The sequence below is a fragment of the Photobacterium atrarenae genome, from assembly GCF_024380015.1.
Taxonomy (GTDB): Bacteria; Pseudomonadota; Gammaproteobacteria; order Enterobacterales; family Vibrionaceae; genus Photobacterium; species Photobacterium atrarenae.
This window is the reverse complement of record NZ_CP101508.1, coordinates 373804-392343: the sequence shown is the minus strand read 5'-3', so window position 1 is coordinate 392343 and position 18540 is coordinate 373804. Positions and strand designations below refer to the sequence as shown.

Annotated in this window: 11 protein-coding genes and 1 pseudogene; 6 read left to right on the top strand and 6 right to left on the bottom strand. The window is 55.6% G+C overall.

Going from position 1 to position 18540, the window contains the following annotated elements:
- Positions 1-35: 35 nt before the first annotated feature.
- Positions 36-2339, bottom strand: coding sequence for a patatin-like phospholipase family protein (locus tag NNL38_RS01920; protein WP_255389349.1), 2304 nt, complete (start codon positions 2337-2339; stop codon positions 36-38).
- Positions 2340-2408: 69 nt separating this feature from the next.
- Here NNL38_RS01920 and NNL38_RS01915 point away from each other — a divergent pair, with 69 nt between their 5' ends.
- Positions 2409-4325 carry a methyl-accepting chemotaxis protein gene (locus tag NNL38_RS01915; protein WP_255389348.1) on the top strand — a complete coding sequence of 639 codons (1917 nt, stop codon included), beginning with the start codon at positions 2409-2411 and terminating at the stop codon, positions 4323-4325.
- 250 nt (positions 4326-4575) lie between these two features.
- Here NNL38_RS01915 and lpdA read toward each other — a convergent pair whose 3' ends face one another.
- From lpdA to ampD, 5 genes are all read right to left on the bottom strand, one after another.
- Positions 4576-6000: a dihydrolipoyl dehydrogenase gene (lpdA, locus tag NNL38_RS01910; RefSeq protein ID WP_255389346.1), complete on the bottom strand. Its 1425-nt coding sequence runs from the start codon at positions 5998-6000 to the stop codon at positions 4576-4578.
- A gap of 172 nt (positions 6001-6172) precedes the next feature.
- Positions 6173-8083: a pyruvate dehydrogenase complex dihydrolipoyllysine-residue acetyltransferase gene (gene aceF / locus NNL38_RS01905; protein ID WP_255389345.1), complete on the bottom strand. Its 1911-nt coding sequence runs from the start codon at positions 8081-8083 to the stop codon at positions 6173-6175.
- 13 nt (positions 8084-8096) lie between these two features.
- Positions 8097-10763 (bottom strand): pyruvate dehydrogenase (acetyl-transferring), homodimeric type, encoded by a 2667-nt coding sequence (gene aceE / locus NNL38_RS01900; protein WP_255389344.1) that lies wholly within the window; start codon positions 10761-10763, stop codon positions 8097-8099.
- A gap of 84 nt (positions 10764-10847) precedes the next feature.
- Positions 10848-11621 carry a pyruvate dehydrogenase complex transcriptional repressor PdhR gene (gene pdhR, locus NNL38_RS01895; RefSeq protein WP_255389343.1) on the bottom strand — a complete coding sequence of 258 codons (774 nt, stop codon included), beginning with the start codon at positions 11619-11621 and terminating at the stop codon, positions 10848-10850.
- Between the two features lie 299 nt (positions 11622-11920).
- Positions 11921-12466 (bottom strand): 1,6-anhydro-N-acetylmuramyl-L-alanine amidase AmpD, encoded by a 546-nt coding sequence (gene ampD / locus NNL38_RS01890; RefSeq protein WP_255389341.1) that lies wholly within the window; start codon positions 12464-12466, stop codon positions 11921-11923.
- Positions 12467-12664: 198 nt separating this feature from the next.
- On the opposite strand from ampD, the gene nadC reads away from it, so the two are divergent.
- The 5 genes and pseudogenes from nadC (at position 12665) to NNL38_RS01865 (ending at position 18539) form a co-directional block, all read left to right on the top strand.
- Entirely contained in the window at positions 12665-13552 is an 888-nt protein-coding gene (gene nadC, locus NNL38_RS01885) for a carboxylating nicotinate-nucleotide diphosphorylase (protein ID WP_255390538.1), read from the top strand.
- 369 nt (positions 13553-13921) lie between these two features.
- Complete coding sequence (locus tag NNL38_RS01880; RefSeq protein ID WP_255389339.1) at positions 13922-14380, top strand: pilin; 459 nt, start codon at positions 13922-13924, stop codon at positions 14378-14380.
- Positions 14380-16065, top strand: a pseudogene (gene pilB / locus NNL38_RS01875) (type IV-A pilus assembly ATPase PilB); the annotation flags it as partial. The gene NNL38_RS01880 and the pseudogene pilB, both read left to right, overlap by 1 nt.
- Before the next feature lie 228 nt (positions 16066-16293).
- Positions 16294-17514, top strand: a complete 1221-nt coding sequence (locus NNL38_RS01870; RefSeq protein ID WP_255389338.1) for a type II secretion system F family protein — start codon at positions 16294-16296, stop codon at positions 17512-17514.
- A gap of 155 nt (positions 17515-17669) precedes the next feature.
- Complete coding sequence (locus tag NNL38_RS01865) at positions 17670-18539, top strand: prepilin peptidase (RefSeq protein WP_255389337.1); 870 nt, start codon at positions 17670-17672, stop codon at positions 18537-18539.
- Position 18540 lies beyond the last annotated feature (1 nt).

The window sequence follows — 18540 nt, the reverse complement described above, 5'->3', positions numbered from 1 at the left end:
TGCAAAGAATCAGAGCGATAGCAATCCGTTTGCAATCACAATGCGCCACCGAAAAATAGGTACACTGCATGATTGTTCTGCTCAGTCTGACCATAAGCGAGGATCAGCGGCCCCAGCGGCGTAGTTAAACCGGAAAATACGCTTCCGGCGACATAGAGCGGTGCCTCATGCAGGGAAATATCATCGTCATTATAAACCCCGCCCCACTCCACCGAACTGCCCAGGTAAATGGTCGAGTTAAACAGGCCAAAATCCTGCTCCAGCAGATCGTAGCGATACACCAAAGCGGAGAAAATCTTGTTGTTGCCCGCCAGGCTGTTTTTCGGGATCCCGGACAAGTTCAGAAAGCCGCCCAGTTCCTTCGGGTCCAGGCGCAGATCTTCATCGGATTTGACCCGGCCCAGTTCGGCCTTGCCCATCAACGTATGCGGGCCAAAGCTGGCCGCCCCCTTCCACTTCACATCCAGGTGAAAGGAAACATCTGTCAGTTCCTGGTCGAGAAACTCATTAATATCGTCAGAAGCCGCCAGTTCCACCTCAAATAAATTGCCGTGACGCGGCATGATGAAGTTATCCAGGGTATCGAGGTTATAGTTGAGATAAGCAATCCGACTCTCGCGGATATCTGTACCGACGCCGAAAATTTCCGGAAATTCGGTTTCCCCGTAGATATAGCGGGCACCGAGACGAAACTCCTGCCACAGCTCAGGTTGCCAGCCAAATGATGCATCCAGCACGGTGTCGGTGTAAGTGGCTTGCACAAAGCTACCGATCTCTTCCAGGCTCGGCTCTTCGCCGAAACCGGTAATATTTTTCTCGGCATATTTGTACTCCGCCCGCAGCAGACTGAACCAGGCCTGATCTTTGACAAACGGTAAATACAGCTCAGTCGCAATCCGTTTCTTGGTCCCGTATTCGAGCTCGGTCCGCCACTCCGCCCCGGCCCCACTCAGCCCGGTCACATTAAACGCCGCACCGATGGAATAATCGGTCGTGTTTTGAAAATCGTCTTCCAGGGCGAAGCGCAGATCGATGAAGTTCGGTCCCCAGCTTTTCTCCTTCACTTCAATCTGAACTACATTTTCGCCCTGCTCGCGCAGAATGCGGTAATCCACCCGTTCAAACCGATCCAGGGCGTAGAGGTTACTGACCCCTTCCGCCAGCGCCTCCGAACGAATGACCTTGCCCGGCTCCAGCTTGAGACGATTCAGCAACACCTGGTCGGAATAGTGACTGAGGTTGACCAGCTTGATCTGATCGACCCGCAATTGATCCAGGTAATTGAGCGACCGGCGCTTGCGCTGCTTGCGATCAATATAGGTTTGAAACCAGACCGGATCGCCCAGCCGCTGTAACTTGATCTGCAACGCCTTGGTGGCGCGGTAGCCTTTGGCAAATGCTTCCGGCATCTTGTCAAAATCCGTGGTGGTGATCCCACGAATATCCGGGCGGATCACTATATCCTTGTCTTTGAGCAGCGACAGCTGACGCGCTGCGTTATCCCGCACCATGAAATCGGTCAATTGATCCATCACCGCGACATAATCTTCCAGCTCATCCCGTTTTTTAAACTCATTACTGATATCCACCGCAATAATGATGTCGGCCCCCATTTCCTGAACCACGGAAATCGGCAGGTTGTTGGTGATCCCACCGTCGACCAACAGGCGGCCATCAAGCTCAAGCGGCGGCAGCAATCCGGGCACCGACATACTGGCCTGCATCGCCTCAGCCAAATCCCCTTCCTTCAAGACCACCGGCTCCAGCCGTTCGATATCAGTGGCCACCGCCCGATACGGGATCGCCAGATCATCAAAACAGCGCATCATCGGCAGGTTGCCCGAAGTCGATCGCAGGATCTCCCCCATCCGCTGGCCCTGCACGAACCCCCGCGGCACTTTCAGTTTCCAGAACTCAAAGCCGATCTCACTGTTCACCTGGAACCTGTCTTCCTGCTGCTTTTCCCGCACCCGGCGCTCACTGCGCTTGACCCGATCTTCATAGCCGCTTGCCCAATCGACCGAGGTCATCAGCGCCTCAATTTCTTCGGCGCTCATCCCGGTAGCATAAAGCCCGCCAACATAGGCCCCCATACTGGTACCGACAATGTAATCCACCGGGATATGCATCTCTTCTAATGCTTTCAGCACCCCGATATGCGCCGCCCCTTTGGCCCCGCCCCCACCGAGCACCACCCCGACCTTGGGTCGCTCGTCAGCAGCAGCTGAAAAAGCGCAGGAGATTGCAATTAGTGGGAGCAGGATCACTAAAGAAATGTAACGGAACGGCAGATATATAACCGAAGAGAGATTTAGATCTGATGGCTGTTGTTGGGTCATTAGCAACTTTATCCGTGGACGACAGGCTCGTTCTTACTATACCGATTAGCTATAAGCGGGTTAAGCACTATGAAGTTCAACCAGTTAACCATAAAACAGAAACTGATCATGGCGATGATTTTCGCCGTACTGGCCTCAACGGCCCTGGTCGGGATCCTCAGCCAGCAGCAAGCACGCCAGGTGGTTGAACACCGCCTGCTCAACAGCGAACTTCCTGCAACCTTAATGCAGATACGCAACCACATTGACAAAGAAGTGTCAGTATTACAATCCGCTGCACAACAATTAGCGTCCAACCGCCTCGCCACCGAGTTGCTCAGCGGCGCACTATCACTACAGCAGGAAGCCTTACTGGTAAGCCAGCTGAATCAGGTTAAAGCGCAATACCAGCTGCTGGACGCCTCCATTGCCGACCGCCAGTCAGGCCGCTACTGGAACCAGAATGGCTTCCTGCGCCAGCTCAACCGGCAACAGGACAGCTGGTTCTATAACTTTACGGCCAGTGGCAACGCCCATATGCTTAATGTGTTTCGCGAAGCAAGCGGGGAGGTCAAACTGTTCATCAACTACCAGCAGCTTCATGGCCGTGGCATGGCCGGCTTGTCCCGCTCTATGGATGAGATGGTCGAATTTATCAACCAGTTCCGGCTCGAGCAAAGCGGTTATGTCTACCTGACCGATGCCGAGGGCATGATCCGGCTACACAAAGATTCACAGAAAATGGGACAGCGGGATCTGCGCCAGGAATACAGCCCGGATATCGCTCGCCAGCTACTGCTCAAAAACGACTTCAACCTGACCCAGGCTCACATTGAAGGCCAGGATCGCCTGCTGGCCACCAGCTATATCCCATCGATGGACTGGTACGTGGTGGCTGAGCTGCCCAAAGAAGAAGCCTTCGCCGGCCTGAACCAGGCCCGCAACCAAATCATGCTGCTCACCCTGGGGGTTGCCGCCATCTTTGCGCTGCTGGCAATCTGGCTCGGCACCAGTATCACCCGCCCGATTGAGCAGCTGGCCAACGTCTTTAACGATCTGGGTGAAGGAGAAGGCGATCTGCGCCGCCGGATTGAAGTGGAAGGCAAAGATGAAATTGCCCGCCTCTCTACCGGCTTCAACAGCTTTATCGGTAAAATTCATCGCTCGGTCCGGGAAGTGGCTGATACCGGCCTCGCGCTGCGCAGCGCGTCGGAATCTGTGGCATCTCAGGCCCAGCTGACGTTGGATAACAGCCACAGCCAGCGGGATCGCACCATCCAGGTCGTCACCGCCATCAACCAGATGGGCGCCACGGTCAGCGAAATTGCCGGCAATGCCGCTCAGGCCGCCGAAGCAGCGCATAATGCCGACGCCGAAACCCAGAGCGGTCAGCAGGTTGTCGGCCAGGCCCGTGACAATATCAACCAGTTGGCGCAGGATGTGGCCCAGGTCAGTGATGTGATCGAATCACTGGCCAATAACACCCAGGCGATTGGCAGTATTCTGGACGTGATCCGCGGTATTTCCGAGCAGACCAACCTGCTGGCGCTCAACGCCGCCATTGAAGCCGCGCGGGCCGGTGAGCAAGGCCGTGGCTTTGCGGTGGTGGCTGATGAAGTGCGCAACCTGGCCAGCCGCACCGCCGATTCCACCGACGAGATCCAGAATATGATCAACCGCCTGCAGGAAGAAGCCGGCAACGCAGTCAATGCCATGATGCAAAGCCGCCAGCTCACCTCGGACGGCGTTTCCTCTGCCGACGAAGCCTCCGGCGCCCTGATCTCAATTGCCGAGCGGATCACCCTGATTTCGGACATGAATACCCAGGTCGCAACGGCCACTGAGGAGCAGTCGACCGTGGTCAACGACATCAACTGCAACATTGAAGAGATCAACGACACGACCCAGCGCACCGCAGAAACCGCCGCGGAGCTGGCCACGGCCAGCCAGGAGCTTCGCGCTCTGTCGCAGCGCCTGGACGATATGGTGGGCACCTTCAAGCTGTAACCAGTGCCGCCTGACATATCCATCTACAGGAGAGCTTCGGCTCTCCTTTTTTATACCAGGCTTTATACCAGACGCTTTTGCCCTGATACCCGTAGGCAGACGATTCCAACAAACGCCAGCCCTCACGCAAGCCCTGGAACCCCTCAGCACTTCCGAAGCTGCCCTAGGTGTCATCAGATACGGGTGCTAAACACGAGGCACAAAAAAAGCGCCCTGAGGCGCTTTTTTCATATTCATCGCAAGCGGCTGCTTACTTACGCTTGACCGCTTTCGGGTTCGGCAGGTCAGTGATCGAACCTTCGAACACTTCAGCAGCCAGGCCCACAGACTCGTGCAGCGTCGGGTGAGCGTGGATGGTCAGGGCGATGTCTTCTGCATCACAGCCCATCTCGATCGCCAGGCCGATTTCGCCCAGCAGCTCGCCACCGTTGGTACCGACGATCGCACCACCGATCACACGGTGGGTGTCTTTGTCGAAGATCATCTTCGTCATACCGTCAGCACAGTCAGAGGCGATGGCACGGCCAGATGCCGCCCAAGGGAAGGTTGCAACTTCGTAGTTGATGCCTTCCGCTTTCGCTTCTTTCTCAGTCTTACCAACCCATGCCACTTCTGGCTCGGTGTAAGCAATTGAAGGGATCACTTTCGGGTCGAAGTAGTGCTTCTTACCCGAGATCACTTCTGCCGCCACATGGCCTTCATGCACACCTTTGTGCGCCAGCATTGGTTGACCAACGATGTCACCAATCGCAAAGATGTGAGGCACGTTGGTACGCATTTGCTTATCAACGTTGATGAAACCGCGCTCGTCAACTTCGATACCCGCTTTCTCAGCGTCGATCAGCTTACCATTTGGTACACGGCCGATCGCAACCAGCACTGCGTCGTAACGAACTGGCTCAGCAGGGGCTTTCTTGCCTTCCATTGACACGTAGATACCGTCTTCTTTGGCTTCAACCGCGGTCACTTTCGTTTCCAGCATCAGGTTGAATTTCTTCTTGATGCGCTTGGTGAAGACTTTCACGATATCTTTGTCTGCTGCAGGGATCACCTGGTCGAACATTTCAACAACGTCGATCTGAGAGCCCAGTGCGTGGTAAACCGTACCCATTTCCAGGCCGATGATACCGCCGCCCATGACCAGCAGTTTTTCAGGAACTTCTTTCAGCTCCAGCGCGTCTGTTGAATCCCAGATGCGTGGATCTTCGTGCGGGATGAATGGCAGCTCGATTGGACGAGAGCCTGCCGCAACGATCGCGTTATCGAACGTGATCGTGGTGTTTTCTTCGCCTTCAACCACGATGGTGTTCGGGCCGGTAAACTTACCGTAACCGTTCACCACGTTGACTTTACGCATCTTAGCCATGCCGCCAAGACCGCCGGTCAGTTGATTGATTACTTTTTCTTTCCACACACGGATCTTGTTGATATCGGTCTGAGGCTCACCGAATACCACACCGTGATCAGCCATCGCTTTGGCTTCTTCAATCACTTTAGCTACGTGCAGCAGCGCTTTTGAAGGAATACAGCCAACGTTCAGACAAACACCACCCAGGGTGCTGTATTTTTCGATCAGGACTGTTTCCAGACCCAAGTCTGCGCAACGGAACGCCGCAGAGTAACCAGCAGGGCCTGAACCCAACACCACTACCTGGGCTTTAATTTCTTTACTCATCATGACCTCGTTGTAAGTCTTTTATCCCTAACAGGCGTAGGCTCTTCTTTCTTTCAGTTAGTCAACTGATTTTACAGAGGTGTTAACAAACTGAAAAGTAAATTGCCAGAGCCTGTGAGCTACCCAACAATTCCATGCCTGCGGTTGCAGGCATGGATTGCGGATATGAACCTTAAAGCACTAAACGGCGGATGTCTGACAGACAGCCGTTCAGGTAAGTGATGAAGCGTGCACCTTCCGCGCCGTCGATCACACGGTGGTCGTATGACAACGACAGTGGCAGCTGCAGGCGTGGGGTAAAGTCTTTACCGTTCCACACTGGCTTCATTTCAGACTTAGACACACCCAGGATGGCAACTTCAGGCGCGTTCACGATTGGCGTGAATGCAGTGCCACCCAAGCCGCCCAGGCTGGAGATGGTGAAACAGCCGCCCTGCATGTCTGCTGCAGTCAGCTTACCGGCACGGGCTTTCTTCGACACAGCCATCAGCTCTTCAGATAGCTCATGGATGCCTTTCTTGTTCACGTCTTTAAAGACAGGAACAACCAGACCGTTTGGTGTGTCAACCGCGATACCGATGTTCACGTATTTCTTCAGGATCAGGCTCTCACCGTCTTCAGACAGCGAAGAGTTGAACGATGGGAAGGCTTCCAGCGCTTTCGCAGCCGCTTTCATGATGAACACCAGTGGGGTGATCTTCATGCCAGAGTCTTTCTTCGCTTCAATCGCGTTCTGCTCTTTACGGAATGCTTCCAGCTCAGTGATGTCTGCGTTGTCCCACTGAGTTACGTGCGGGATCATCACCCAGTTACGGTGCAGGTTCGCGCCAGAGATCTTCTTGATGCGAGACAGTGGCTTCACTTCGGTTTCACCGAACTTGCTGAAGTCCACTTTCGGCCAAGGCAGCAGACCCAGGGCCGCGCCGTCACCTTTGCCAGATGCTGCTGCACCTGCGCCAGACTCCAGACGTTTCAGCGCATCTTTCACGAAGTTCTGCACGTCTTCTTTCAGTATACGGTTCTTACGACCGGTGCCTTTCACTTTCGCCAGGTTCACGCCGAATTCACGCGCCAGACGACGAACAACCGGAGACGCGTGCGCGTACTCATTGTTCTCCTGGAAATCACCCGTTGAGGCCGCTGCCGCAGGCGCTGCTGCTGGTGCCGCTGGAGCTGCCGCCGCTGGTGCCGGAGCTGCTGCCGCCGGAGCAGGCGCTGCACCCGCCACCGGAGCGCCGGCCACTTCGAAGACCATGATCAGAGAGCCGGTCGACACTTTGTCACCGGTCGCGATCTTGATTTCTTTCACTTTACCCGCAAATGGCGCAGGCACTTCCATTGAAGCTTTGTCGCCTTCAACGGTGATCAGAGATTGCTCTTCTTCCACCATGTCGCCAACAGCAACCATGATTTCAGTCACTTCAACTTCGTCGCCACCGATATCCGGCACGTTCACTTCTTTGGCTGCGGCCGGCGCCCCGGATGCTGCCGCTGGGGCTGCTGCCGGCGCTTCAACCGCAGCCGGAGCACCTGAACCAGCCACTTCAAAGACCATGATCAGAGAGCCAGTCGACACTTTGTCGCCCGCTGCAACTTTGATTTCTTTCAGAACACCAGCAAACGGTGCAGGGACTTCCATTGAAGCTTTGTCACCTTCAACGGTGATCAGTGACTGCTCTTCTTCAATGCTGTCGCCAATCGCAACCATGATTTCAGTCACTTCAACTTCGTCGCCACCGATATCCGGGACGTGAACTTCTTTCAGCTCAGCCGCTGCTGCTGGAGCTGGAGCAGCAGGTGCTGCCGCTTGAGCCGGAGCCTCTTGGGCTGGCGCTGCTTCAGCAGCGCCGCCTTCGGCTTCGAAAATCATGATCAGAGAACCGGTAGAAACCTTGTCGCCTTCAGCAACTTTGATTTCTTTCACGATACCCGCCTGAGAGGCCGGTACTTCCATAGAAGCTTTGTCGCCTTCAACCGTGATCAGAGACTGCTCTTCTTCAACCTTGTCGCCAACGCTGACAAGAATTTCAGTCACTTCAACCTCATCCGCACCGATGTCAGGTACATTAATTTCGATTGCCATTATTTATTGCCTCTTACGCGTATAGCGGGTTGATCTTGTCAGCGTCGATGTCGAATTTCGCAATTGCTTCAGCAACTACAGATTTCTCAACATCACCACGCTTCGCCAGTTCAGTCAGCGCTGCAACAACAACGTAGCCAGCATTCACTTCGAAGTGGCGACGCAGGTTTTCGCGGCTGTCAGAACGACCGAAGCCATCGGTACCCAGAACCTTGTAAGATTCAGCCGGTACGAATGCGCGCACTTGCTCAGCGTAGTTCTTCATGTAGTCCGTTGCGGCGATAGCAGGCTCGTTGCCCATCACTTCTGCGATGTAAGGCACTTTCTGCTCAGCTTCTGGGTGCAGCATGTTGAAACGCTCTGCATCCTGGCCGTCACGGGTCAGTTCGTTGAACGAAGTCACAGAGTAAACGTCAGACGCAACACCGTAATCGTCGCTCAGGATTTGAGCCGCTTTACGAACTTCGTTCATGATGGTGCCGGAGCTCATCAGCTGAACTTTAGACTTGTCGCCCGCGTAAGACTCAAGCTTGTAGATACCCTTACGGATGCCTTCTTCAGCGCCTTCCGGCATGGCTGGCATCGCGTAGTTTTCGTTCATCAGGGTCAGGTAGTAGAACACGTTTTCTTGTTCCGGACCGTACATGCGACGGATACCGTCTTGCATGATGACCGCGACTTCGTACGCGAATGTTGGGTCGTAAGAGATACAGTTCGGTACCGTACCCGCCATGATGTGCGAGTGGCCGTCTTCGTGCTGCAGACCTTCACCGTTCAGGGTGGTACGACCGGCAGTTGCACCCAGTAGGAAACCACGGGCTTGCTGGTCACCAGCCATCCACGCCATGTCGCCAACACGTTGGAAACCGAACATCGAGTAGTAGATGTAGAACGGGATCATTGGCAGATCGTTGGTGCTGTAAGACGTCGCTGCAGCAACCCAAGATGACATGGCACCCAGTTCGTTAATCCCTTCCTGCAGAACCTGGCCAGACGTGGCTTCTTTGTAGTAAGAAACGATGTCGCGGTCTTGCGGGGTGTAGTTCTGGCCGTGCGGGTTGTAGATACCGATTTGACGGAACAGACCTTCCATACCGAACGTACGGGCTTCATCTGCAATGATAGGAACGATGTTCTTACCAATGTTCTTGTTCTTCAGCAGCACGTTCAGAGAACGGACGAATGCCATGGTTGAAGAAATGTCACGCTTCTGCTCTTCCAGCAGCGGCTTGAACTCTTCCAGCTCAGGAACAATGAACTCTTGGGTAAAGTTCGGCAGACGCTGCGGCGTGTAACCGTGCAGGGCGTTACGACGCGCGTGCAGGTACTCGTGCTCTTTCGAACCTTCTTCCAGTTTCAGGTACGGCAGGCTCTTCACATCTTCGTCTGAAACCAGGTCTTGCAGACCCAGGCGGTCACGCAGGTGCAGAACATGGGTCATGTCCATTTTCTTAACCTGGTGCGCGATGTTCTTACCTTCAGCCGCTTCACCCATACCGTAACCTTTCACGGTCTTGGCCAGGATCACAGTCGGCTTGCCTTTGGTGTCTTGGGCGTTCTTGAACGCTGCGAACAGCTTCGAAGACTCGTGACCACCACGCTTGAGCGCGAAGATCTCGTCGTCAGTCATGTCTGCAACCAGAGCAGCAGTTTCTGGGTATTTACCGAAGAAGTGCTCACGCACGTAAGCGCCGTCTTTGGCCTTGAACGTCTGGTAGTCACCATCGATGGTTTCGTTCATCAGCTGCAGCAGCTTACCAGAGGTATCTTTCGCCAGCAGTGAATCCCAGTTGTTACCCCAGATCACTTTCACAACATTCCAGCCGGCGCCTTTGAACAGGCCTTCCAGCTCTTGGATAATCTTGCCGTTACCCATAACCGGGCCGTCAAGACGCTGCAGGTTACAGTTGATCAGGAAGCACAGGTTGTCCAGTTTCTCACGCGCAGCGAAAGAAATCGCACCACGTGATTCCGGCTCATCCATCTCACCGTCACCCAGGAACGCGTATACACGCTGCTTCGAGGTGTCTTTCATGCCACGGCCTTCCAGGTACTTCAGGAAGCGCGCTTGGTAGATAGAAGCGATTGGACCCAGACCCATAGATACGGTCGGGAACTGCCAGAATTCAGGCATCAGTTTCGGGTGAGGGTAAGATGGCAGACCTTTACCGTCGACTTCCTGGCGGAAGTTGTCCAGTTGCTCTTCGGTCAGACGGCCTTCAACAAACGCACGAGAATAGATCCCTGGAGAGATGTGGCCCTGGTAGTAAACCAGGTCGCCGCCATCTACATCGTTTGGCGCACGGAAGAAGTGGTTGAAGCAGACTTCGTAGAATGCCGCTGAAGACTGGAATGACGCCATGTGGCCGCCCAGTTCCAGATCTTTCTTCGATGCACGCAGTACGATCATCACGGCGTTCCAGCGGATGATAGCACGGATACGACGCTCAAGCGTGGTATCACCAGGATACGCAGGCTCCTGCGCCGCTGGAATTGTATTGATGTAGTTGGTTGTGATGCCGGTTGGCATATCTACACCGTCTAAACGCGCTTTGTCCATTACTTGCTCAAGTAGGAACTGGGCGCGCTCTACACCTTCTTCACGAACGACTGACTCGAGGGCTGCAAGCCACTCTTGAGTCTCTAGTACGTCCACGTCATTCTTCATGACTTCAGACATGCGATCTATCCTTTCGTTGATAATCTACAAAACTAACAATGTCGCGACTGTGCTTCAGAGCAGTCTCACCCTAGATGAGGCCCCCTAATCCAGCCCGTCCTTGCGTTGTTGAATCCGACGAAGAGAGCGTTCACGTCTGCTATCTTCACGCGATAAATCCAACAGTGTTTCCTCGATATAAGCCAAATGTGCATGAGATGCTTCACGGGCCTGTTCAGGCTTACCGGAAACGATCGCATGCACAATATTGGCTCGATGCTTTCTCACCTTGTCCACCACCTCTTCGCGGCGGTTCAGGAGTTCAAAGTTTTGTAATACGTTTTGCTCCAGCAACGGGGCAAGGCTACGGATAATGTGCAGCAATACCACATTGTGCGCAGACTCAGTGACTGCGATCAGGTATTGCATCACGGCGGCAGATTCCGCCTTGGGATCGCCTTGCTGCTGGGCGTCCTGGATCCGCGCATGGCAGTCGCGGATACGGGTAAAATCTTCTTCAGTGCCTCGCAGGGCTGCATAGTAGGCAGCCAGGCCCTCCAGGGCATGGCGAGACTCGAGTAAATCTAGCTGGGTTTCAGGATGGGCGCTGAGCAAGTCCAACAGCGGCTCGGAAAAACTCTGCCATAGTTTTTCGGTGACAAACGTTCCACCGCCCTGGCGACGGGTCAGCAGGCGTTTGGCTTCAAGGCGCTGGATGGCTTCCCGTACGGACGGGCGTGAAACGTCGAATTGCTTGGCAAGCTCACGCTCAGACGGCAACTGCTCCCCCGGAGACAATATGCCTTCCAGGATCAGATGCTCCAGTTCCTGCTCGATAGCATCAGAGAGCTTTGGCTGGCGAATTCGTTTATAAGTCATCTTTTTCGTTATGCTTCTTGCACTTATAGCGTCTCAGGAAACCTGAAGCTGGATAATTGGTAATACCAATTAAATTTGGGAGGAAATTTTACAGAAATAATTGAAGATGTCCACCGGCAACTTGATGGAAATCATAGAACGATGACCTGTTTAACAAAAAATTCAACTTATGAAAACTTGTGAAAACAAGGCCATCATGGCTCCACAACAGGTTAGAAGGGGATCAAGCAGTGAGCAAATAATTATTGGTCTGACCAATTAACGACCAAATCTGAAAAAAGATAAAAATGTTACAATTTCTACAGCGCTGTTTTAAACGCCTGCCAGTCGAAGGCCAGACCGGGGTCGGTTTTGCGTCCCGGGGCGATAAACTCATGCCCGGTGATCCGCTCGCGAGTGATTGCGGGATATCGCGCCATCAAGGTCCGGGTCAATGCCGTCAACGCATCGTACTGCGCCTCGGTATAAGGCAGATGATCCGTCCCTTCGAGCTCGATGCCGATCGAGTAATCGTTACACCGCTCACGCCCGGCAAATTGTGATACCCCGGCATGCCAGGCCCGACAATCAAACGGAACGAACTGGATAATACCGCCATCCCGTCTAATTAAACAATGAGCGGAAACACGAAAGCCTGATATTTGAGCAAAATACGGATGTTCATTCGGATCGAGTTTACCGGTGAACAGCTGCTCGATGTAGGGGCCGCCAAACCGGCCCGGCGGCAGGCTGATGTTGTGCACCACCAGCAGCGAGATATCCTGGCTGTCCGGGCGCTGATCATAAAATGGCGACGGCACATGGGAGACCCCGGCCAGCCAGTGGGTCTGGTTAATTGTGAACATGAGTTGATCCTGCATCGGTTGTCTGCTGCACAGCCTAACGACTGGCCGACGGAGATCAAGCGCCGGCTGCGCCACAAACACAAATCATGAAGCACGCCCTAGGATCTCCGGATTGCTCGCTGTATCATTTGCCCATCGATTAAGCCGGGTTGGATCGGATCCGGCACTTCACCTTGCTATGGATTTGTCATGACCGAGATGGAACAAAAGCACGACAGCGCCTCGCGCCTGGAATACCTCAAACAGCAACTACCGGCTGAGATCACCCGCGCCGTCGCCGAGACCCTGCGTGAAGATCTGGGCGGCATCATCGATCCCAGCCGCGATATCACCGCCAGCCTGATCCCGGCTGACAGCCAGGGCGTCGCCACCATCATCACCCGCGAGGCCGGCGTCTTCTGCGGCCGGCTGTGGGCCGATGAAGTCTTTCAACAGCTCGGCGGTGAAGTCACGATTGAATGGCATGTCAAAGACGGCGACACAGTCGCGCCGAACCAGGCCCTGTGCACCCTGCGCGGCCCGTCCCGAATTCTGCTGACCGGCGAGCGCAACGCGATGAACTTCATCCAGACCCTGTCCGGCTGCGCCACCACGGTTGCCGAGTACGTCAAGCAGCTTGAAGGCACCCCGACCCGGCTGCTCGATACCCGCAAAACCATCCCGGGCCTGCGCAGTGCGCTGAAATATGCCGTCACCTGCGGCGGCGGTTTCAATCACCGCATCGGGGTGTTTGATGCTTACCTGATCAAGGAAAACCATATCATCGCCTGCGGCGGCATTGAGGCGGCAATCCGTACCGCCAAACAGCTCAACCCGGGCAAACCGGTGGAAGTGGAGACCGAAAGCCTGGAAGAGCTGCGCCGAGCCATTGATGCCGGGGCCGATATCGTGATGCTGGATAACTTCACCCTCGAGATGATGCGCGAAGCCGTGAAGATCAACGCCGGCCGCGCCGCACTGGAGAACTCCGGTAACATCACCTTAGCCACCATCCGTGACTATGCTGACACCGGCATCGACTACATCTCGGTCGGCGCGCTGACCAAGCACGTCCGCGCCCTAGATCTGTCGATGCGGTTCCAGTAAACCGCCTTCCCTGACCCCGCACGACCGATAACACCCGCCCCGGCCGGCCCATGATGCCGGGGCACCTCACTGATTTTTCTGCATTTGAATCCATCCATCTCCTCGCCTAAAACAAGCCGGCAACACGGGTTGGCATTTCCCCTGCTCATTTCCACGCCATTTCTCTATCCGTACTATTACCCGCTTTATCAATTCCTCAGAAAAAGTGTGCCCTCTCCCGACGCCGGGATGTAACCCGTGAAACAACCGCCACATTTTCTCTCTGCTGCGCCGAGAAATCCCGACAACCATATTCACACAGTTGCAAATATAAATATTCTGAACGCACTGAAATGATTTCGTCATCTTGGACAAAGAAAGGATAAAGTAATGAAGAAACAACAAGGGTTTACACTGATTGAACTGATGATCGTGGTGGCGATTATCGGGGTATTAAGTGCATTTGCTGTGCCAGCCTACCAGAACTACACCAAGCGAGCTCATGCTAGTGAAATGTTGAATGCAACAGCGGCTTTTAAAACGGCTATTGGTATCTGCTTATTAGGAGGAAAAACTGACTGTACAGATGGTAAAGGTGGTGTACCCGCAAAACAAACTTTTGCCAAAGGCAATGATAGCTTTGAAGTGTCTTCAAGCGTAAAACAAGCAACTTTAGGTACTGTGGATGCAAACTCGAAGATTACAGTTTCTGTAACTAAAGGTAAAGCAAAGGGCTCTCTCCCGACAGATGCCGTTGTTGCGCTAACTCCAACACTTGATACTAACGGCGTTGTTTGGACTGTTACCTGTACCGGTGCCGGTAGCACTGACTGGTGTCCAGCAAGCTAATGCACACCCACCTCGCTTCGACCCTGCGCCAGGCTGGGCTGCTCAGCCCGGTGCAGCGGCAACAAGTAGTGGATACAGTCGAGGCCGACGGCATGCCGGTGCCGTCGGCCCTGATCCGGCTCGGGCTGTTCACCAGCGCCGAGCTGGCCCGCCAGCTCGAGCACCTGTTTGCCGTCGCCCTGGTCGATGTCCACCAGTACGACTACACCGCCTGCTGCCAGCAACTCAACCAGCGCGAGCTGATCCTGCGCCACCGGGTCTTACCACTCAGCCAGAGTGAAACCACCCTGTATGTCGGCCTGAGCGATCCGACCCAGCTTGATGCCCTGGATGAGTTCCGCTTTGCCACCGGCAAATCCATCGAACCGCTGCTGCTTGAGTGCAAGCAGCTCGACAGTGCGATCCGACGCCTGTACGGCAGCGAAATCGGCGAGACCAGCCACCAGCGCAGCCTCAGTGACAGCGATCTCGGCGAGCTGGTTGATTTGAGTGAAGGCGAATTCGAGGATACCGCCACCGATCTGAGCCAGGACAGCGCCCCGGTTACCCGCTACATCAACCAGGTGCTGCTCGATGCGGTGCGCAAACAAGCGTCCGACATTCATTTCGAGCCTTATGAGGAAACCTACCGCATCCGCTTTCGCTGCGACGGCATCTTGCATCAGCACGCCACCCCGCCGGCGCACCTGTCCCGCCGCCTGTCGACCCGGCTCAAAGTGATGTCCAAGCTCAATATTGCCGAGCGGCGCCTGCCCCAGGACGGGCGGATCAAACTGCGGCTCTCGCCGACCCTGGCGATTGACTTGCGGGTCTCGACCCTGCCGACCCTGTGGGGCGAGAAAGTGGTGCTGCGGATCCTCGACGGTGCCAGCGCCAGCCTGGACATTGATGCCCTCGGCTATAATCCGCAACAGAAACAGGCGTATCTGGATGCGCTGCAAAAACCGCAGGGGATGATCCTGATGACCGGGCCGACCGGCAGCGGTAAAACCGTGTCCCTCTATACCGGCCTGACCATCCTCAACACCGAGTCGCGCAATATTTCCACCGCCGAAGATCCGGTCGAGATCAACCTGCCCGGGGTCAACCAGGTCCAGATCAACCCGGGCACCGGGCTGGGATTTGCCGAAGCCCTGCGCTCTTTTCTGCGTCAGGATCCGGATATCGTGATGGTCGGCGAGATCCGGGATCTGGAAACCGGCTCCATTGCGGTCAAAGCCGCCCAGACCGGTCACCTGGTGCTCTCCACCCTGCATACCAACTCGGCGGCGGAAACCATTACCCGGCTGACCCACATGGGGCTCCAGACGTTTAACCTCGCCTCATCGCTGAGCCTGATCATCGCCCAGCGCCTGGCACGCCGGCTATGCCAGCATTGCATGCAGCCCGATCCACTCGATCCGCTGACCCGAAGCGCTTTGGCCATCACGCCCGGCATCCCCCTGTACCGGGCCAATGAAACCGGCTGCGATGAGTGCAACAAGGGCTACCGGGGCCGGGTCGGAATTTATGAGGTGATGCCGTTCAGCCGCCGGCTGGCGCAGGCACTGATCGCCGGCGCTTCAACCCTGGAGCTGGAAGACATCGCCCGCAGTGAAGGGATGCAAACCCTACAACAGTCCGGGATCGAGAAGCTGGAAACCGGGATCACCAGCCTCGATGAGCTCCAGCGGGTATTGCAGTTCAGTCTCCAATCGGCATCGGCATCGGCATCGGCATCGGCATCGGCATCGGCATCGGCATCGGCATCGGCATCGGCATCGGCATCGGCATCGGCAAAAGATAGCCCATCCCCCCGGCCCCCCGGCAAGATCATTTCTGTCCGGGCAACCTCCCCGGCACTGTCGTAACAGGTATCAATCTCCCGGGCCATTTCGCGCGCAGCCCCGGGAACGTCAATCAGGAGTCAGACGATGAACCAACCCAGCAAAGTTCGACATTACCACTGGCGCGGGATCAACCAGAACGGCAAGAAAGTCAGTGGCATCACGCTCGGGTTTCAGGAGCAGGATGTCCGCAACCTGCTGAGCGAACAGCGGGTTCAGGTGAAAAAGATCAAACGGCGCAAACCTTCGACATTCAGTAAACTCAAAAACCAGCTCAAACCAACCGATATCACCGCCATCACCCGCCAGCTGGCCACTATGGTCAACTCCGGCGTTCCTGTGGTCCAGGGGCTCAACATGATGGCCAGCAGCCATCACAAAGCAGAAGCCCGGGCAGTCCTGACTCAGGTGACCGCCCAGGTGGAAGCGGGGGCCTCGCTGTCCCGGGCGTTGCAGAGCAGCTCACCGCTGTTTGATAAGTTCTACTGCGATTTGGTCGCCACCGGCGAGCAAACCGGCCACCTGGGCGAAATCTTCAAGCGTATTGCCCTGTACCGGGAGAAAAACGAGGCAATGCGCAAAAAAGTGATCAAGGCGATGATTTACCCCACCATGGTCACCTTTACGGCCGTTCTGGTGACTATCCTGATGTTGGTGATGGTGATCCCGCAATTTGCCGAGATTTTTGCCAGCTTTGGCGCCGAGCTGCCTTGGTTTACCCGCCAGGTGCTGAAGGCTTCCGACTTCACCATTGCCCATGGGCCCATGATGGCCGCCACCCTGGCATTGACAGTGATCCTCACCAGCTATCAGTACAAGCGCGCCCCCGGCTTCCGGCGCAAGATACACCGGCTGCAGCTGCAACTGCCACTGTTGGGAGAGCTGACTCTCAAAGCCACCGTGGCCCGGTTTGCCCGTACCCTGGCCACCACCTTCAGCGCCGGGATCCCGCTTTTAACCGGGTTGCAGTCGGCCGGGAAAACCGCCGATAACCTCTATATTGAGCAGGCGGTAGAGGAAGTCCATGCCGCAACCGCTGCCGGGATGCCGCTGCATATCGCCCTGCGCCAGAGCGGTGTGTTTCCCGAACTGATGCTCCAGATGACCCAGATCGGGGAAGAGTCCGGTTCGCTCGATGACATGCTCAACAAAATGGCGACCCTGTTTGAAGATGAAGTCGACAATACCGTCGATAACCTCGGCAAAATCCTCGAGCCCATGATCATCTTGTTTCTCGGTGGTCTCATTGCCAGCCTGCTACTGGCCATGTACATGCCGATTTTCAGGCTGATGAGCGTGATCGGCTAATATGCCGCGCTCATCCGGCACTTTCCCCGTCACGGCCGTGCCAGCCATGCGCTGCGCGCCGAAGATCCCAGCCCCAACCGGCCGAAAACTCGGCGCTGGGATCTCGCCCCTGATTCCCCTACAATAGCCGTAATCTGTTATATGAGAACACTTTCATGGAACTGCTGAGCCACTATCCCTGGTTATTTCCCGTGTTTGCCGCCATTTTCGGCTTGATCATCGGCAGCTTTTTAAACGTGGTGATTTATCGCCTGCCGGTGATGATGGAACGCCAGTGGAAAGCCGACTGCGCCGAGTGCTTCCCCGAATTCGGCCCGGTCGAGCCCGGCGCCACCTTCAGCCTCAGTATCCCGCGCTCACGTTGCCCGCAGTGCCAGCACCCCATCCATGTCTGGGAGAATATTCCGGTCCTGAGCTGGCTGCTGCTCAAAGGCCGCTGCAAACACTGCCAGGCGAAAATCAGTGCCCGCTATCCGGCTGTCGAGCTGCTGAGCGCCGTGATGGCGACCACGGTCGCCCTGATGCTGCCGCCTTCCGAATGGGCGATTGCCGTGCTCGGGTTCAGCTTTGCCCTGATCGCCCTGACCTTCATTGATATCGACAAAATGCTACTGCCGGATCAAATCACCCTGCCTTTGATGTGGGGCGGGCTGGCCTGTGCGTTGCTGGGCTGGAGCCCGGTATCACTGACGGATGCGGTGATCGGCGCCATGGCCGGCTACCTGTCGCTCTGGGGCCTGTACTGGGGCTTCAAGCTCCTGACCGGCAAAGAGGGGATGGGCTATGGCGACTTTAAACTCCTGGCAGCACTCGGCGCCTGGCTGGGCTGGCAGCTGCTGCCTTTTGTCGTGCTGCTGTCTTCCTTGGTCGGGGCGATTTGTGGCATCATCCTGATGCGACTTCAAAGCTCGGATACCCAAACCCCATTTTCATTCGGTCCCTATCTGGCCGTTGCCGGCTGGATAGCAATCCTGTGGGGAAATGACATCCTGAGCTGGTACCTGACTTCATACTTAGGACTCTGAT